The organism is Metallibacterium sp., assembly GCF_054637675.1.
In genome coordinates this window covers 1-16,415 of the sequence record NZ_JBTSRB010000056.1, presented here as the reverse complement: position 1 = coordinate 16,415, position 16,415 = coordinate 1, and the positions used below count along the sequence as shown (strand labels likewise).

12 protein-coding genes are annotated in these 16,415 nt (G+C 68.8%); 8 read left to right on the top strand and 4 right to left on the bottom strand.

All coding sequences use genetic code 11. The features are described from left to right. Window positions 1-425: 425 nt before the first annotated feature. Both ACYDAT_RS13620 and dnaE read right to left on the bottom strand, forming a co-directional pair. A complete protein-coding gene (locus ACYDAT_RS13620) occupies window positions 426-1,385 on the bottom strand; it encodes an acetyl-CoA carboxylase carboxyltransferase subunit alpha (RefSeq protein ID WP_461439761.1) in 960 nt (319 codons plus the stop codon). A gap of 57 nt (window positions 1,386-1,442) precedes the next feature. Then, on the bottom strand, window positions 1,443-5,021 hold the full coding sequence (gene dnaE / locus ACYDAT_RS13615) for a DNA polymerase III subunit alpha (protein WP_461450741.1): 3,579 nt from the start codon (window positions 5,019-5,021) through the stop codon (window positions 1,443-1,445). A gap of 57 nt (window positions 5,022-5,078) precedes the next feature. On the opposite strand from dnaE, the gene ACYDAT_RS13610 reads away from it, so the two are divergent. The 7 genes from ACYDAT_RS13610 (at window position 5,079) to rlmH (ending at window position 9,840) form a co-directional block, all read left to right on the top strand. Next, on the top strand, window positions 5,079-5,240 hold the full coding sequence (locus tag ACYDAT_RS13610; protein WP_461450739.1) for a hypothetical protein: 162 nt from the start codon (window positions 5,079-5,081) through the stop codon (window positions 5,238-5,240). A 204-nt stretch (window positions 5,241-5,444) separates the two neighbouring features. Beyond that, entirely contained in the window at window positions 5,445-6,578 is a 1,134-nt protein-coding gene (gene dapE / locus ACYDAT_RS13605; RefSeq protein WP_461450737.1) for a succinyl-diaminopimelate desuccinylase, read from the top strand. Between the two features lie 79 nt (window positions 6,579-6,657). Next, entirely contained in the window at window positions 6,658-7,206 is a 549-nt protein-coding gene (locus ACYDAT_RS13600) for an LPS-assembly lipoprotein LptE (RefSeq protein ID WP_461439764.1), read from the top strand. A gap of 1 nt (window position 7,207) precedes the next feature. Beyond that, a complete protein-coding gene (holA, locus tag ACYDAT_RS13595) occupies window positions 7,208-8,221 on the top strand; it encodes a DNA polymerase III subunit delta (RefSeq protein ID WP_461450735.1) in 1,014 nt (337 codons plus the stop codon). An 11-nt stretch (window positions 8,222-8,232) separates the two neighbouring features. After that, on the top strand, window positions 8,233-8,898 hold the full coding sequence (nadD, locus tag ACYDAT_RS13590; protein ID WP_461439766.1) for a nicotinate-nucleotide adenylyltransferase: 666 nt from the start codon (window positions 8,233-8,235) through the stop codon (window positions 8,896-8,898). A gap of 53 nt (window positions 8,899-8,951) precedes the next feature. Then, window positions 8,952-9,341 carry a ribosome silencing factor gene (rsfS, locus tag ACYDAT_RS13585; protein ID WP_461450733.1) on the top strand — a complete coding sequence of 130 codons (390 nt, stop codon included), beginning with the start codon at window positions 8,952-8,954 and terminating at the stop codon, window positions 9,339-9,341. Between the two features lie 31 nt (window positions 9,342-9,372). Then, entirely contained in the window at window positions 9,373-9,840 is a 468-nt protein-coding gene (gene rlmH / locus ACYDAT_RS13580) for a 23S rRNA (pseudouridine(1915)-N(3))-methyltransferase RlmH (protein ID WP_461441910.1), read from the top strand. A 569-nt stretch (window positions 9,841-10,409) separates the two neighbouring features. Here rlmH and ACYDAT_RS13575 read toward each other — a convergent pair. Continuing rightward, on the bottom strand, window positions 10,410-12,464 hold the full coding sequence (locus ACYDAT_RS13575; RefSeq protein WP_461439769.1) for a 3-hydroxyacyl-CoA dehydrogenase NAD-binding domain-containing protein: 2,055 nt from the start codon (window positions 12,462-12,464) through the stop codon (window positions 10,410-10,412). 239 nt (window positions 12,465-12,703) lie between these two features. Beyond that, window positions 12,704-13,042: a YXWGXW repeat-containing protein gene (locus tag ACYDAT_RS13570; protein ID WP_461439770.1), complete on the bottom strand. Its 339-nt coding sequence runs from the start codon at window positions 13,040-13,042 to the stop codon at window positions 12,704-12,706. 174 nt (window positions 13,043-13,216) lie between these two features. On the opposite strand from ACYDAT_RS13570, the gene ACYDAT_RS13565 reads away from it, so the two are divergent. Further along, window positions 13,217-16,415 (top strand): methylmalonyl-CoA mutase family protein (locus tag ACYDAT_RS13565; protein ID WP_461450731.1); only part of this gene is annotated, 3,199 nt, incomplete at its 3' end.

The following is a 16,415-nucleotide window of genomic DNA, read 5'->3' as shown; positions in this document are numbered from 1 at the left end:
AAGCGCGCTCGCTGTGCCCGCGCTGTCGCAGTTGCCTTTGACGTTGTCCTTGATTTTCATAGCGTTGGCCAGAGCCGAGCAGCGCAGCCGGGCGCGAGGGAAAGGCGCGCATGTTCGAGCCCATGGATGGGCGAGTTCGCGTTGGGCGCAGCGCATGCGCTGCGCGCCCGCGCCCGGAAGGCGCGTGCTGGGCTTGGCCGCGAAGCAGGATGCGAGAGCGGACAAGGCGGCCGGCGAGCAGCGCAGGGCACCGTGCGCAGCACGGCGCAGGCCGCCGCGTGGATGGCTTTGGCTACTTTCCCCGCAAGGAAAGTAGCCCGCGCCGCGGCAGCGGCACGGAACAGGACAACCTTGCCAAGCGCAGTACAAAAGCCACGTTCACGCAGGACGCGCGATCAAGCAGGGCAGACCACTGGCGCGCGAACTCAGCCTTCGCTGTAGGCGCCATAGCCGCGCAGGCGCTGGTAGCGGCGCTCCAGCAATTCCGTGGTGGGGATTTGCATGACTTCGCGCAGCGTATCCAGCAACACTTTTTTCAGCGTCACGGCCATCGCCTCGGGGTCGCGGTGTGCGCCGCCCAATGGCTCCGGGATGACGCTGTCGACCAGGCCCAGTTCAAGCAGGCGCGGCGCAGTCAGGCCGAGTGCGGCCGCCGCTTCCTTGGCATTATCGGTATTTCTCCAAAGTATTGATGAGCAGGACTCTGGAGAAATCACCGAAAAGACGGAGTACTCCAACATCAACATGCGGTCGCCGACGCCGATGGCCAGCGCGCCGCCGGAGCCGCCTTCGCCGATCACCGTGCAAATGATCGGCACCTTCAGCGCGGCCATTTCCAGCAAGTTGCGCGCGATCGCCTCGGATTGGCCGCGTTCCTCGGCGCCGACCCCGGGGTAGGCACCGGGCGTGTCGATGAAGGTCAGGATCGGCAGGCCGAAGCGCTCGGCCGTCTGCATCAGGCGCAGCGCCTTGCGGTAGCCCTCGGGGCGTGGCATGCCGAAGTTGCGGCGGATCTTGGTGCGCGTGTCGCGACCTTTCTGGTGGCCGATCACCATGACCGGGGTGTCTTCCAGTCGTGCCAGACCGCCGACGATGGCGGCGTCATCGGCGTAGAAACGGTCGCCGGCCAGTTCGTGGAACTCGCGCATGATCGCGCCGAGATAATCCAGCGTGTACGGCCGTGCCGGGTGGCGCGAGAGCTGGGTGATCTGCCACGGCGTCAGCTCGCGAAAGATCTCCGCGGTGCGCTTGCGCAGCTTGTCCTCGAGCTTGCCGAGATCTTCATCCAGATCCAGCGCCTGCCCCGCGCCGGTCTGGCGCAATGCCTCGATGCGCGACTGCAATTCGGCCAGCGGCTGCTCGAAATCGAGGAAGTTCGGGTTCATTCGAAGCCGTTCGACAAGAAAGGCCGGCAGTATAGCGGCAGGGGCTGCGCCGACGAATCAGCCTTCGGCACCGCGTGCGAGCAGCAGCTCGCAGCTCATCACGCCCGGCATCTGCGCCAGCGCGCGCAGCAGATCGGGATGCGCGGCCACCGCCCAGGTATCGTCGAGCAGCACGTCGGCCTGGCCTTGCGCATTGCGATAGCCGCACAGCAATACGCGCGTGCTGCCGCCGCGCCATGCCGCCAGCGCGCTGGACAGCGCCGCCGCGAAGCCGCGCTGCACGCCTTGCACCTGCACGCGCAGCAGGCGTCCGCGACGCCGGCAGATGTCGTCCAGCGTGTGGATGCGGCGCGCGCGCAGGCCGAGGCCGAACTCGCTCACGCGCAGCCCGCCTTCGATCACCAGCAACGCGCCCTGCACCAGCAGCGCCTGGGTCTCCTGCAGCACTTCCTGCGTGACGATCACCTCCAGGCTGCCGCTGGCGTCCTCCAGTTGCACGATGGCCAGGTCGTCGCGACGGCGGCGCACATCCACCACCTGGCCGGCGGCGGTCCAACTGACATCGACTGGGCGTCCGTTGCGCGCCTCGGGCGGTTTCCATTCCCTGGCGATCTCGCCCAGCGCGCAGGGCACCAGTTGCGCGAACAGGCTGCGCCATGCATCGGTGGGGTGGCCGCTGAGATAAAAACCGAGGATCGCGCGCTCGCCGCTGAGGCGCTGTTCCAGCGTCCACGCCGGCACGCGCGGACGCGGCAGCGGTTCGGGCGCGCCGTCGTCGTCGCCGAACAGGCCGTGCTGGCCGGCGCTGGCGGCGCGCGCGTGCTGCTCGGCGGCTTTCAATGCGTCGGGGATCTGCGCCCAAAGCGTGGCGCGATCCGCGTCCAGCGCATCGCAGGCGCCGGACTGGATCAGCGCTTCGAGCACACGCTTGTTGACGCGCGCGCTGCCCACGCGCCGGCACAGATCGCCCAGATCGCGGAACGGCTGGCGCGCGGCTTCCGCGGCGATGGCTTCGCTCACCGCGCGACCGACGCCCTTGAGCGCGCCCAGGCCGTGGCGGATGGTGCGCGCATCCACCGCCACGAACATCCACGTCGAGGCGTTGACGTCCGGCGGCAGCGTGCTCAGACCCAGCGCGCGCGCCTCGTCGAGAAAGGTGACGACCTTGTCGGTTTTTTCCATGTCCGAGGACAGCGTCGCGGCCATGAACTCGGCCGGGTAATGCGCCTTCAGCCACGCGGTTTGATAGCTGACCAGCGCATAGGCCGCGGCGTGCGACTTGTTGAAGCCGTAGCCGGCGAATTTTTCCATCAGGTCGAAGATGGCGTCGGCCTTGGTTTCCTCGACGCCATTGGCGGCCGCGCCGGTGAGGAATCTGGCGCGCTCCCTGGCCATCTGCTCGATGTTCTTCTTGCCCATCGCGCGGCGCAACAGGTCGGCGGCGCCCAGCGAGTAGCCGCCGACGATCTGCGCCATCTGCATGACCTGCTCCTGGTAGACCATGATGCCGTAGGTCTCGCGCAGGATCGGCTCGACGCGCGCGTCGGGATAGCGCACTTCCTCGCGGCCGTGCTTGCGCGCGACGAAGCTGGGGATCAGGTCCATCGGCCCGGGTCGGTACAGCGCGCCCAGCGCGATGATGTCCTCGAAGCGGTCAGGCCTGGCTTCCTTGAGCATGCGCTGCATGCCGGCCGACTCGAACTGGAACACCGCCACGGTGCGCGCGTGCTTGAGCAGCTCGTAGGGCGCGGGATCGTCCAGCGGCAGTTGCGTGATGTCCAGCGGTGCCTCGCCGGGTGCTTTGCGGCGGTCGCTATCGGCATCCTGCCTATCGCGACACTGGCGCGTCCCTGCGCGGCGCTCGTTGATGGCCTTCACTGTCCAGTCGATGATGGTCAGCGTGCGCAGGCCGAGAAAATCGAACTTGACCAGGCCCACGGCCTCGACGTCGTCCTTGTCGAACTGCGTGACCAGGCCACCGCCACCCTGTTCGGCGTACAGCGGCGAGTAGTCGGTCAGCGGCCCCGGCGCGATCACCACGCCGCCGGCGTGCTTGCCGGCGTTACGCACCAGATCCTCCAGCTTGCGCGCCAGTTCCAGCAGCTCGCGCACTTCGTCCTCGTCGCGGCTGCGCTGCACCAGCTCGGCGGAGACCAGATCGGGTTTCTTCGCGGCCTCGTCCGACTCGCCCAGCGCATCGGCCAGGCTGATGCCGAGCGCGTTGGGAATGAGCTTGGCGATCGAGTCGACGAAACCATAGCCGTGGCCGAGCACGCGCCCGGCGTCGCGCACCACGGCCTTGGCCGCCATGGTGCCGTAGGTGATGATCTGGCTGACCTGGTCGCGGCCATACGTGCGCGCCACGTAATCGATCACCTCGTCGCGCCGATCCATGCAGAAGTCCACGTCGAAATCCGGCATGGACACGCGTTCTGGATTCAGGAAACGCTCGAACAGCAGCCCGAATTGCAGCGGGTCCAGGTCGGTGATGCCCAGCGCCCATGCCACCACAGAGCCGGCGCCGGAGCCGCGCCCCGGACCCACCGGAATGTCGTTGCGTTTGGCCCAGTTGATGAAGTCGGCCACGATCAAAAAATAACCGGCGAAGCCCATGCGCACGATCACGTCCAGCTCGGTATGCAGACGCGCGTGATAATCGGCCTCGCTGTGCGCGCCGGATGCGCCATGACGCGCCAGCCGCTGGTGCAGGCCCGCGCTGCTGCTGGCGCGGATGTGTTGCTCCAGCGTGACCCCCGGCGGTGTCGGGAACGCCGGCAGGTGATAGGTGCCGAAGTGCAGTTCGAGGTTGCAGCGCTTGGCCAGCTCGACGCTGTTGTCCAGCGCCTCGGGCAAGTCGGCGAACAACGCGCGCATGTCGCGCGTGGATTTCAGGTACTGCTCGGGGCTGTACTCGCGTGGGCGCTTGGGATCGGCCAGCACGCGTCCCTGCTGGATGCACACGCGCGCCTCGTGCGCCTCGAAATCCTCGCGTTCGAGAAAGCGCGCGTCGTTGCTGGCCAGCAGCGGCAAGTCGTGGCGCGCGCCCAGCGCCAACGCGGCGGCGATCCAGTCTTCCTCCTGCGCGCGTCCGCAGCGCGTCAGCTCCAGATACAGGCGCTCGGGAAAACGTTGGCGCAGACGCTGCAGCAGCGCGCTGTCGGCGTGCTCGGCCAGCGCGCTTTGCGCCAGCGCGCTGGCATGGCCGGCGAGGGCGATCAAGCCGTCGCTGGCGCCGTCCAGCCAATGCTCCGCGACAGTCGCGCGCCCGCCCTGCTGGCCCTCGCGCCAGGCGCGCGAGACCAGCCGCGACAAATTCAGATAGCCGGCGTGGTCCTGGCACAGCAGGGTCAGGCGTCGCGCCTCGCTGGGTCCGTCGTGGCGCAGCCAGATGTCGCAACCGACGATCGGCTTGATGCCATTGGCCAGCGCCGCCTTGTAGAACTTGATCAGCGCGAACAGGTTGCTGTCGTCGGTCAGCGCCAGCGCCGGCAAACCGAGCCGGCGCGCGTGGCTGATCAGGTTGGGCCGCGGCGCCGTGGCCGGATCGCCGTACTCGGGCTTGTCGGGAATGCGGATGATCGAGTCCGTCAGCGCGTATTCGCTGTGGACGTGCAGATGGACGAAACCCGGGCTCATGGCGATCCGCAAGATGCAATCACGGGAGCCTAGCCAGCACCCACGGGAGCGGCAAGCTTGACAGCGTCGCGCGTCACGATCTTGCCGCTGACCGGATTCACCGCCAGCGCCATGGCGCGGCGTGGTGCTGGCAAACAACAACCCGTCGCCATGGTCAGCCGGGGTCGTGCCCGCATCGTGGCTCTTGCGGGCGCCACCGGCCGGCGTGATGCCGGGTGACACGCGCGGCGCGTTCTCGTCCGAAAACGTAATGGATTGATAGTCCGTCGCGACTTTGTTGCGCTGGTCGCCACGGTCACGCGGATGCTCTCCCTGGCGTCACCGCGACGCCGCGCGACAAGGCCGCGCTTGCGTTCGTCATGCCGCATGCGGATGCTTGCGCGATGGCCGATCCATGGCCCGCGCGAGCGCGTCGGAGGAGTCGTGTCGGAAGTCGTCGAACTTGCCCAGGAGCTCATCCGTCGCCGCTCGCTGACGCCGGACGATGCCGGCTGCCAGGCGTTGCTCGCGGCGCGACTGGCGCGCGCGGGCTTTCGCTGCACGGCGCTACCCTTTGGCGAGGTCGAAAACCTGTGGGCCACGCACGGCGGCGCAGGCCCGGTGCTGGTGTTTCTCGGTCATACCGATGTGGTGCCCAGCGGGCCGGAAGCAGCCTGGCGCAGCGCGCCGTTCGAGCCCACGCGGCGCGACGGCAAGCTGTACGGGCGCGGCGCGGCCGACATGAAAGGCAGCGTGGCGGCGATGTGCGTGGCGCTGGAGGATTTCATCCGGCGCCACCCGGACCACGCCGGCACCGTGGCGCTGCTGCTGACCAGCGACGAGGAGGGCATCGCCGAGCACGGCGTGCGCCGCGTCGCCGAACACTTCCGCGAAACCGGACAGCGCATCGACTGGTGCGTGGTCGGCGAACCGTCCTCGCGCGAGCGTCTGGGCGATCTGCTGCGCATCGGCCGGCGCGGTTCACTCACCGGCAGGCTCAGCGTGCGTGGCGTGCAGGGCCACGTGGCGTATCCCGAGAAGGCGCGCAATCCCATCCACCAGACCGCCCCGGCGCTGGCCGAGCTGTCGGTGATGCGCTGGGACGCCGGCAACGTGGCGTTCCCGCCGACCACGTTCCAGATCTCCAATCTCAACGCCGGTACCGGCGCCGACAATGTGATTCCCGGCACGCTGGAGGCCGTGTTCAATTTCCGCTTCGGCAGCGCCAGCACGCCACAGGAATTGCGCGCGCGGCTGGAGTCGGTGTTGCGCCGGCATGGGCTCGACTACCAGATCGATTGGCGTCAGAGCGGCACGCCGTTTCTCACCGCCGATGGTCCGCTGCGGCGCGCGGTGTGCGCGGTGCTGCTGGAGCAACTGGGCATCAAGCCCGAGCTGAGCACCGGCGGCGGCACCTCGGACGGACGCTTCATCGCGCCGCTGGGTGCCGAGGTGGTGGAGCTGGGCCCGCTCAACGCCAGCATCCACAAAGTCGATGAGCACATCGCGCTGGACGAACTCGAACGCCTGCCGGCGCTGTTCGCCGCGATCGCGGCGCGGCTGCTGGCGAGTGCTTGAGCGCCTCGGCAGTGCGCCGCGCGGCGCGGTTATCATGCGGCTTCCTTCGCTGCACACGCCGACGCGCATGAAACTTCCGATGGTTCGCAGCCTTGTGGTGCTGGTGCTGGGCGCGCTGCTGCTGGCCGGCTGCGGTTTTCATTTGCGCCGCAGCGTGCAGTTGGCGCCGACGCTGCAGCGCATGCACCTGCAGGTTTCCGGCGACAACGCGCTGACGCGGCAATTGGCCACCGCGCTGCGCCTGTCCGGCGTCACGCTGGAGGACCACGGCGGTCCCGGCATCGCCGTGCTGCGCGTGCCGGTGAACAGCTTCAACACGCAGGCGCTGACGCTGACCGGCTATGCGAGCGTCAGCGAGTACGTGGTGTATTACCGGGTCGAGTTCGAGGTGCTGGGGGCGAATGGCAAGCTGCTGATCCCGCTGCAGACGATCCGCATGTCGCGCAATTTCACCTTCAACCAGGCCCAGGTCATCGGCAGCGCCGGGCAGCAGGAGCAGATCCAGCGCGGGTTGATCGATGACACGGCGCAGGCCATCCTCATGCGCCTGCAGGCGCAGGGTGGCGGCGTGGTCGGCAAGCCGGCCGCGGCTTCCAGCGCGGCGCCGCCTGCGCCAGGGCACCACTGAGATGCACAGCGCCAGCGACTGGTCGCGCGCGCTGGCGGCGCCGGAACTGCCAGCGGTCATCCTGCTCGCCGGCGATGAATTGCTGGTGCTGGAGGCCGCCGACGCCACGCGGGCGCGGGCGCGGGCACTGGGCTACGGCGAGCGCACGCGTTTCGATGTCGAGAGTGGTTTCGACTGGAATGATTTGGCGCGCGCCGGTGCCGGGCTGTCGCTGTTCGCCACGCGCCGCCTGCTCGACCTGCGCCTGCCTGCCGGCAAGCCGGGCAAGGACGGCGCCGAGGCGATCGTGGCCTGGTGCGCACAACCGCCGCCGGACACCGTGCTGCTGATCAGCAGCCAGGACTGGAGCCGCAAGCACGAGGCCCACTGGTCGCAGGCGATCGAACGCGCCGGCGTGGCGGTGCACTTGCAGGCGCCGCGCGCGCAGGAGCTGCCCAATTGGCTGGGCCAGCGCCTCGCCGCGCGCGGGCTGGCGGCCGAAATGGAGGCGCTGGACTGGCTGGCGGCGCGCACCGAGGGCAATCTGCTGGCCGGCGCGCAGGAAATCGACAAGCTGGTGTTGCTGGTGGATGCCGGCACGCGTCTGGATCGCGAAACCCTCGAGCAGCTGGTCAGCGACAGCGCGCGCTACGACGCGTTTCAGTTGATCGACGCGGTGCTGGCCGGCGATGCCGCGCGCGCGCTGCGCATCCTCGCCGGGCTGCGCACCGAAGGCGAGGATTTGTTGCCGCTGCTGGGTCTGCTGAATCTGCAACTCGGCATCGCCGCGCGGCTGGCTGGCGCGCGTGATTTCGATGCGGCGGCGCGCGCCGAACACCTGTGGCAGGCGCGTGCCGCGCAGTGCCGGCGCGCACTGGCGCGCGCGCCGCAAGCACGCTTCTGGCAGCGCTGTCTGGTGTGGTCGGGGCGCATCGATCGCATGGTCAAGGGCCGCGAGTCTGGCGAGCCGTGGCGCGAATTCGAGCGTCTGCTGGTGGTGCTTATGCAGCCACGCGCCGCCGCGGCGCTGGCCTGAGCGCGGCGCAGATGGTGACGATCGCGTCATCGCTGCGTCCGCTGGCCTTGTTCGGCGGCACCTTCGATCCGGTGCATCTGGGCCATTTGCGCGTGGCCTGGGAAGCGGCCGAGGCGCTGGACGCCGAGGTGCGCCTGCTGCCGGCGCGCGCGCCGCCGCATCGGCCGCAGCCGATCGCCAGCGCCGAGGCGCGCGTGGCGCTGCTGCGCGCGGCGCTGGCCGGGCAGGATCGACTCGGGCTGGATTTGCGCGAGCTGGCGCGGCCCGGTCCGTCGTACAGCGTCGATACGCTGACCGAATTGCGCGCCGAGCAGGGCACGCAGCGGCCGCTACTGCTGTTGCTCGGACAGGATGCCTTTGCCGGGCTGCCGACCTGGCGGCGCTGGATGCAACTGTTCCAACTCGCGCACATCGTGGTGTTGACGCGCCCGGCGAGCCTGCCGATCTGGCCCGACAGCTTGCAACAGCAGTGGCGCAAGCGTGCAGTCACCGAGCCCGCGGCGCTGCGCGCGACGTCGGCCGGGGCCGTGTTCAATCTGCGCGTCAGCGCGCTGGAGATCAGCGCCTCGCAGGTGCGCGCGCTGCTGGCGGCGGGGCGCGAGCCGCGCTATCTGCTGCCCGATGCGCTGCTGACTGATGCGGCCCTGCTGGCGCCATACCGCGCGCCGGCGCGCTGACACCGGCCTATACTGGCCGCGCGCACTCCCGCGCCCGATCAGGATTTCCCGCATTGAGCACCGCCGCCGTTTCCGCCGTCATCGACACCTCTCCCGATCCCGATACCCTGCGCGAGCACGTGCTGCACGCGCTGGATGAGCTCAAGGCCAAGGAGGTGCGCGTGATCGACGTACGCGGCAAGACCTCCATCGCCGATACGCTGGTGATTGCCTCCGGCACTTCCACGCGCCACGTCAAGGCGCTGGCCGATGAGGTCGTGCGCTTCGTCAAGAAGGCCGGCATGCTGCCGCTGGGCGTGGAAGGCCAGACCGAGGCAGAGTGGGTGCTGGTGGACCTCGGCGATGTGATCGTGCACGTGATGCTGCCGCGCATCCGCGAGTTCTACGGACTCGAGCGCATGTGGAGCGTCGACGCGCCCGCGGCGGACGCCGCGGCGTCCTGAGCACCACTGCGGCACGCTGCGAGCGATCGACTTGCGCGCGCATTTGCTCAGCGTCGGCGAGCGCATGCCCGACTGGCTGACGCAGGGTTTCGCCGAATACCAGAAGCGCCTGGCGCCGTGGCTACCGCTGCAGTTGCGCGAGATCCGCCTGCCGCGCGGCAAGGCGCTGAATGCGGCGCAGACCAGGGCCGCCGAGGCCGAGGCGCTGCTGGCGGCGCTGCCGCGCGAGGCGTGGATCATCGCGCTCGACGGCCGCGGCACGCCGTGGTCCAGCGAGCAACTGGCCGAGCGCATGGGCGCCTGGCGCATGGGCGGTCGCGATGTGTATCTGCTGATCGGCGGCGCCGAGGGGCTCGACGAAACGGTGCTGCAACGCGCGCATGCGCGCTGGTCGCTGGGTCCGCTGACCCTGCCGCACATGCTGGTGCGCGTGATCGTGGCCGAGCAGTTGTATCGCGCCGCCAGCCTGTTGGCCGGGCATCCGTATCACCGCGGCTGATGGCGTCGCGGCAGTCATCGCACCGACAGCGCCCGGTCTTTCTCTGGCCGAATCCTGCTTGCGGTTCCGCAGCAGCGCAATGGAGTGGCAGTGCCGCCGCAAAGATTCCGACAGGCGGATCGCCGAGCACTGGATCCTGCGAGCCGCGCGACGGTGCCGGTCTCGGCGTCGGCCTTGCGCCGCAATACGCGCAACGGCACGGCGTGCATCTGACCCCGGGCAAGAACTTCTGATGCGATTGGCGCCGAGTGCGGCTGCATTTTCCTTCCCCCGCCGGGAGAAGGGCTTGTCCCGGCGGGGGAAGGATGTCGCGACGTGCCGTGCGAGGATGCGCGTTGCGTGGTTGTACGGCAAACCTCGGCACGCCCGATCATGATCAAGGCTGTGGGACAGGGAATTCAGGGACAGGGTCACCCGGTGTCATTCCCGCGCCCCCTTTCGTCATTCCCGCGAAGGCGGGAATCCAGCGCGAGGCTCGATGGACGTGGCGTCCGGATGGCCAGCTTCGCTGTTGTGAAGCGACTCCCGCGTGCGCGGGGATGATGGGTCATCGGCACTCCCGCGCGCGCTCAGCCCGGCGCGCGCAGCGCCGGATTGTCCCAGCCGGTGCGCGGCGCGAAGCGCGGACCATGGCGCGCGGCCAGTTGTTCGAGCTGCGCGCGCAGCGCGTCGGCGCCGGCGCCGCGGATGTAGGTGATCGGGCCGCCGCGGAACGGCGCGAAGCCGGTGCCGAAGATCACCCCGGCATCGAGCAGATCGGCGTCGTCGACCACACCCTCGGCCAGGCAGGCCACGGCCTCGTTGAGCATCGGCGCGATCAGGCGCAGCTCGAGATCGTCCGGCGCCTGGTAGTCCCTGGGTACCTCGGGCTTGACCGGCTTGCCGTCCTGCCAGCGGTAAAACCCCTGGCCGTCCTTCTTGCCGCGCTTGCCGGAATCCAGCAGGCGCTCGATGCCTTGCGGTAATTCCAAACCGAGGAAAGGTGCCAGCTCCTGACCCACCGAGGCGGCCACGTCCAGACCCACGGTGTCGGCCAGCTCGATCGGTCCCATCGGCATGCCGAAACCGCGCGCGGCGCGATCCAGCACCGCGCCGGGGATGCCTTCGCCCAGCGCACGGATGGCCTCCAGCATGTACGGCATGAGGATGCGGTTGACCAGAAATCCCGGCGTGCCCTTGACCGGCATCGGCAGCTTGTCGATGGCGCGGCAAAAAGCCAGTGCGCGCTGCTCGGTGTCCGCCGCCAGCCGCGCGTGGCGCACCACCTCGACCAGCGGCATCCGCGCCACCGGGTTGAAAAAGTGCAGGCCGATGAAACGCTCGGGTGCATTCAAGCCGCGCGCCAACTCGTTGAGCGGAATGCAGGAGGTGTTGCTGGCCAGCAGCGCCGCGGCGCGCAGGTTGGGTTGTGTGGCGGCGTACAGCGCGCGCTTGGCGTCGATGTTTTCGTAGATCGCCTCCAGCACCAGATCGGCCGCGGCGGCTTGCGTGCCCTCGACGTCGGCGTGCAGCCGCGCCTGCGCGGCGGCCACGCGCTCAGGTGTCCGCAGGCGTTTCTCGAACAGCGTTTGCGCGCGCGCCAGCGCCGGCTCGATGACTTTCATCTCGCGGTCCTGCAGGCTGACGCTGAAGCCGCGATACGCGCACCACGCGGCGATATCGCCGCCCATTACCCCGGCACCGATCACGTGCACATGCGCGATGCCGTGCGCGGTGTCGCCAGCCAGCGCCTTGAGGCGTTCCTGCAAAAAGAACACGCGCACCAGATTGCGCGCGGTGGGCGTGGAGGCGAGGCGCACCACCGAATCGGCTTCCAGCCTGAGGCGTTGGCGCACATCGCTGCCGCCGCGCCGCCACACCTCGATCAGCGCGAACGGCGCCGGGTAGTGCTGCTTGCGCACCTTGGCCGCGGTCTGTTTGCGCAGCAGCGGTGCCAGCAGTTGTCGTGCGATCCAGAGGTTGCTGGCCCAGGCGCGCAGGCGCTGCACGAAGGGTCGCGATGGCCGCTGCCGCAGCAGCGTGCGCGCGGCATCGAGCAGCGCCTCGGGCGCGGCGATGCGATCGGCCAGACCCAGCGCGCGCGCCTTGTCGGCGGCCACGGTCTTGCCGGTGAGCATCAGCGGCAGCGCCTGCAGCGCGCCGATCAGGCGTGGCAGTCGCGCCGTGCCGCCCCAGCCGGGGTGGATGCCAAGCATCACCTCGGGCAGGCCGATGCGCGTTTTCGGGTCGCTGCTGGCCACGCGATACGTGCATACCAGCGCCAGCTCGGTGCCGCCGCCCATGCAGTGCCCGTGGATCGCGGCCACGCTGGGGCATGGCAGCTCCGCCAGTTTTTGATAAACGCGCTGGCCATACTCGATCACCGCGCGCACGCTGCCGGTTTTCTCGTATTGCGCGAACTCGTGGATATCCGCGCCGGCGATGAAACCGGCGGCCTTGCCCGAGCGCACGATCAGGCCCGGGGGCGGCTCGATCAACAGGCGATCGAGCGCCTGATCGAGTTCCCTCAGCACCGCGGGCGCCATGGCGTTGACGCTGGCGTCGGCGCGATCGAGCGTGAGCGTGACGATGCCATCGGCATCGGCCGCGGCGCGCCAGTGGCGCAAACGCAGTCCTGCGAACATGCGCGTGATCTCGGAGCGGGGTCTGCGATCATCCGGCGCCCGCGCCGATGGGTCAATGCGCGCGGCGCGCGCCGTTCACGCACGCACGCCGTCGTGGTCATGGCCGCGCGCAGCGGCCCGGAACCCACACGCGGTCGCAGTAACCGTCCCAGCGCCAGTGCGTGGGAATCCATGCGCAGCGCCACCGCGCAGGCCGAGGCCGAGCAGCGTGGGCAGGACGAGGCTGCGCGCGTTCATGATCAGGGTCGGACGTGACCTGAACGCGTCCAGTAGCCGGCGCGGAACACCCAGTGCGAGCCACGCGGAACCCAGTGCGGCGCCACCCAGCGCCAGCCAGGACGCGCGCGCATCCAGTATCCAGGCCGCCAGACATAGCGCTGGAAGTGCGGCGCCCAGCGCCAGTAGCCGGGTGCCCGTACATAGCCGCGGCGCACGATCACGCGCTCGTGACGCGGCGCGGGCGGGGCGATGCCGACGCTGACGCCGACCCAGGCGCGTGCTTCTGCGGCGGGCGCGTACACCGCGCCCAGCGCGGCGATGGCAAGCAGTGGAACAAGAATGCGACTGTGCAGGTTCATGGTGAGTGGCTCGCTGGTGGCTCCGCGGAGTGCGGCTCGCATTGGACAACGCCGCGCGTGCCACGACGTTGACCATGGCCACGGACGCATTCAGCGCGTGGCCAGTCCGGATGCGCGGACGGCGTGGTGGCGCGTGAGCGTAAAATGCGCGCATTCATTCGCGGAGCCCAACCCATGAGCACTCCCGCCCCGCAGTGGCCCGAGCCGGCCACGGCCAGCGCCGCGCCGCTGCGCTTCGTCACCGCCACCAGCCTGTTCGATGGCCACGACGCGGCCATCAACATCATGCGCCGGCTGATCCAGGCGCAGGGCGCCGAGGTCATCCATCTCGGCCACAACCGCAGCGTCGAGGACGTGGTGCGCGCGGCGCTGCAGGAAGACGCCGACGCCATCGCCATCTCCAGCTACCAGGGCGGTCATCTCGAGTACTTCAGGTACATGATCGACATGCTGCGCGAGCGCGGCGCCGGTCATATCCGCGTGTTCGGCGGCGGCGGCGGCACCATCACCCCCGAGGAAATCACCGAACTGCAGGCCTACGGCGTGGAGCGCATCTACCACCCCAACGATGGCATGCACATGGGGCTGGTGGCGATGATCGAGGATGTGGTTCGGCGGGCGCGGAAAGGCCCGGACTCGGGAGTTGGGTTTCGGCGCCCCAAAAGGCGGGACTCGGGACTCGGGACTAGGGACTCGGCGAGCAGGAGCGCCGGCACTGCATGGTTCGATCTGGCCGGATCGGTGGGTCTATCCGATGAGCGGCTGATCGGCCAAGTCCTCTCGGCGCTCGAGGACCAGGTTTTTGCGGACACCGAACTCACTCAGTTGCAGCAACGCTGGGCTCGGGCAGTTTCCGAGTCCCGAGTCCCGAGTCCCGAGTCCCGAGGACACACCGCGCCCGTGCTCGGCCTCACCGGCACCGGTGGCGCGGGCAAGTCCTCGGTGGTGGATGAACTGCTGCTGCGCTTCCTGCATGCCTTCCCGGAGATGCGCATCGCGGTACTGGCGGTGGACCCCACGCGTCGGCGTTCGGGCGGCGCGCTGCTCGGCGATCGCATCCGCATGAACGCGCTGCGCAGCCCGCGCGTGTTCATGCGCTCGATGGCCACGCGCCGCCAGCACGCCGCCACCAGCGCGCTGCTGCGCGAATGCCTGGATTACCTGCGCGCGCAGGATTTCGATCTGATCATTCTGGAAACCGCGGGCATCGGCCAGAGCGATTCCGAGGTGGTCGATCTGGTCGATTTTCCGGCCTACGTGATGACCAGTGACTACGGCGCCGCCAGTCAGCTCGAAAAAATCGACATGCTGGATTTCGCCGAGCTCATCGTGCTCAACAAGTTCGACCGCCGCGGCGCCGAGGACGCGCTGCGCGACGTGCGCAAGCAGTGGAAGCGCAACCGCGTCAAGTTCCAGCTCAAGGATGAGGAAGTGCCGGCGTATCCGACCATCGCCAGCCAGTTCAACGATCCCGGCGTGACCTGGATGTTCGTCGAGTTGTGCCGGTTGATGCGCGAGAAGATTCCGGGACTCGGGGCACAGAAACCAGGACTCGGGACCCAGAAATCGGGACCCGGGACTCGGGACTCGGGACTCGGAAAGGGCAACAGCCAGAGCTTGGGCACCGTGCGCTGCGATTTCGACCCCAAGCTCGACACCACGTTGAAGGAGCCGCGCGCCACGGTGCTGATCCCGGGCGCGCGGGTGCGCTATCTGGCCGAGATCGCCGAGCAGGGCCGCGGCGTCAACGCGCGCATCGAGCGCGAGGCCGAGGCGGCGCGCAAGGCACAGCATTTCCACGAAGTGCTGCGCGAGCTGGGCGATCCGCGGCTGCCGCAGGCGCTGCAGCCGCATGACGCGGCGGACCTGGCTGCGGGCCAGCGTGCGGCCATGCCCGATGCCACGGCTGCGTCGGATTCTTTGGCTGCGCCTCAGAATGACAACGAAGCTTTGCCTAGGCATGAGGCAACCCCCGATCGCACTTTGCTCCCCCTGCGCCAGCGTTACAACGAGGCGCTGAAGGCGCTCTCCAGCGAAGCGTTGCACCTGCTGCGCGAGTGGCCGGCGCGCAAGGCTTCCGTCACCGCCGAGTTCACCGAATACCAGGTACGCGGCAAGACCATCCACGTCGACAACTATCGCGAATCGCTCAGTCACCAGAAGATTCCCAAGATCGCGCCGCCGCAGTACCGCGACTGGGGCGACCTGCTGCGCTTTCTGATGCGCGAGAACCTGCCCGGCGGCTATCCCTACACCGGCGGCGTGTATCCGTATCGGCGCACCGGCGAGGACCCCACGCGCATGTTCGCCGGCGAGGGCACGCCCGAGCGCACCAACCGCCGCTTCCATTACCTCAGCCTCGGCCAGCCGGCCGCGCGTCTGTCCACCGCGTTCGACTCGGTGACGCTGTACGGCGAAGACCCGGCGCCGCGCCCGGACATCTACGGCAAGATCGGCAACTCGGGCGTCAGCATCGCCACGCTCGACGACATGAAGAAGCTGTACTCCGGCTTCGACCTGTGCGATCCGAAGACCTCGGTGTCGATGACCATCAACGGCCCGGCGCCGATGATCCTGGCGATGTTCATGAACACCGCCATCGACCAGCAGGTGGAGAAGTACCTGCGCAGCGACGCCGCGCGCTGGGACGCCACCGAGGCGCGCATCGCCACGATGTATCAGGGCCGCGCGCGCGCGCAATACGTGGGCCCACTGCCCGAAGGCAACGACGGCCTCGGCCTGGGCCTGCTCGGCATCAGCGGCGACGAGGCGGTGCCGCCCGAGGTCTACGCGAAGATCAAGGCCGACACCCTGACCAAGGTGCGCGGCACGGTGCAGGCCGACATCCTGAAGGAGGACCAGGCGCAGAACACCTGCATCTTCAGCACCGAGTTCGCGCTGCGCATGATGGGCGACATCCAGCAATACTTCGTCGATCACGCGGTGCGCAATTTCTACTCGGTGAGCATCAGCGGGTATCACATCGCCGAAGCCGGGGCCAACCCGATCAGCCAGCTCGCCTTCACCCTGAGCAACGGCTTCACCATCGTCGAGTACTACCTCGCGCGCGGCATGCAGATCGACGACTTCGCGCCCAACCTGAGCTTCTTCTTCAGCAACGGCATGGACCCGGAGTACACCGTGATCGGCCGCGTGGCGCGGCGTATCTGGGCGCGCGCCATGCGCGAGCGCTACGGCGCCAACGAGCGCAGCCAGATGATGAAGTACCACATCCAGACCAGCGGCCGCTCGCTGCACGCGCAGGAGATCCAGTTCAACGACATCCGCACCACGCTGCAGGCGCTGTACGCCCTGTTCGACAACTGCAACAGCCTGCACACCAACGCCTACGACGAGGCCATCACCACACCGA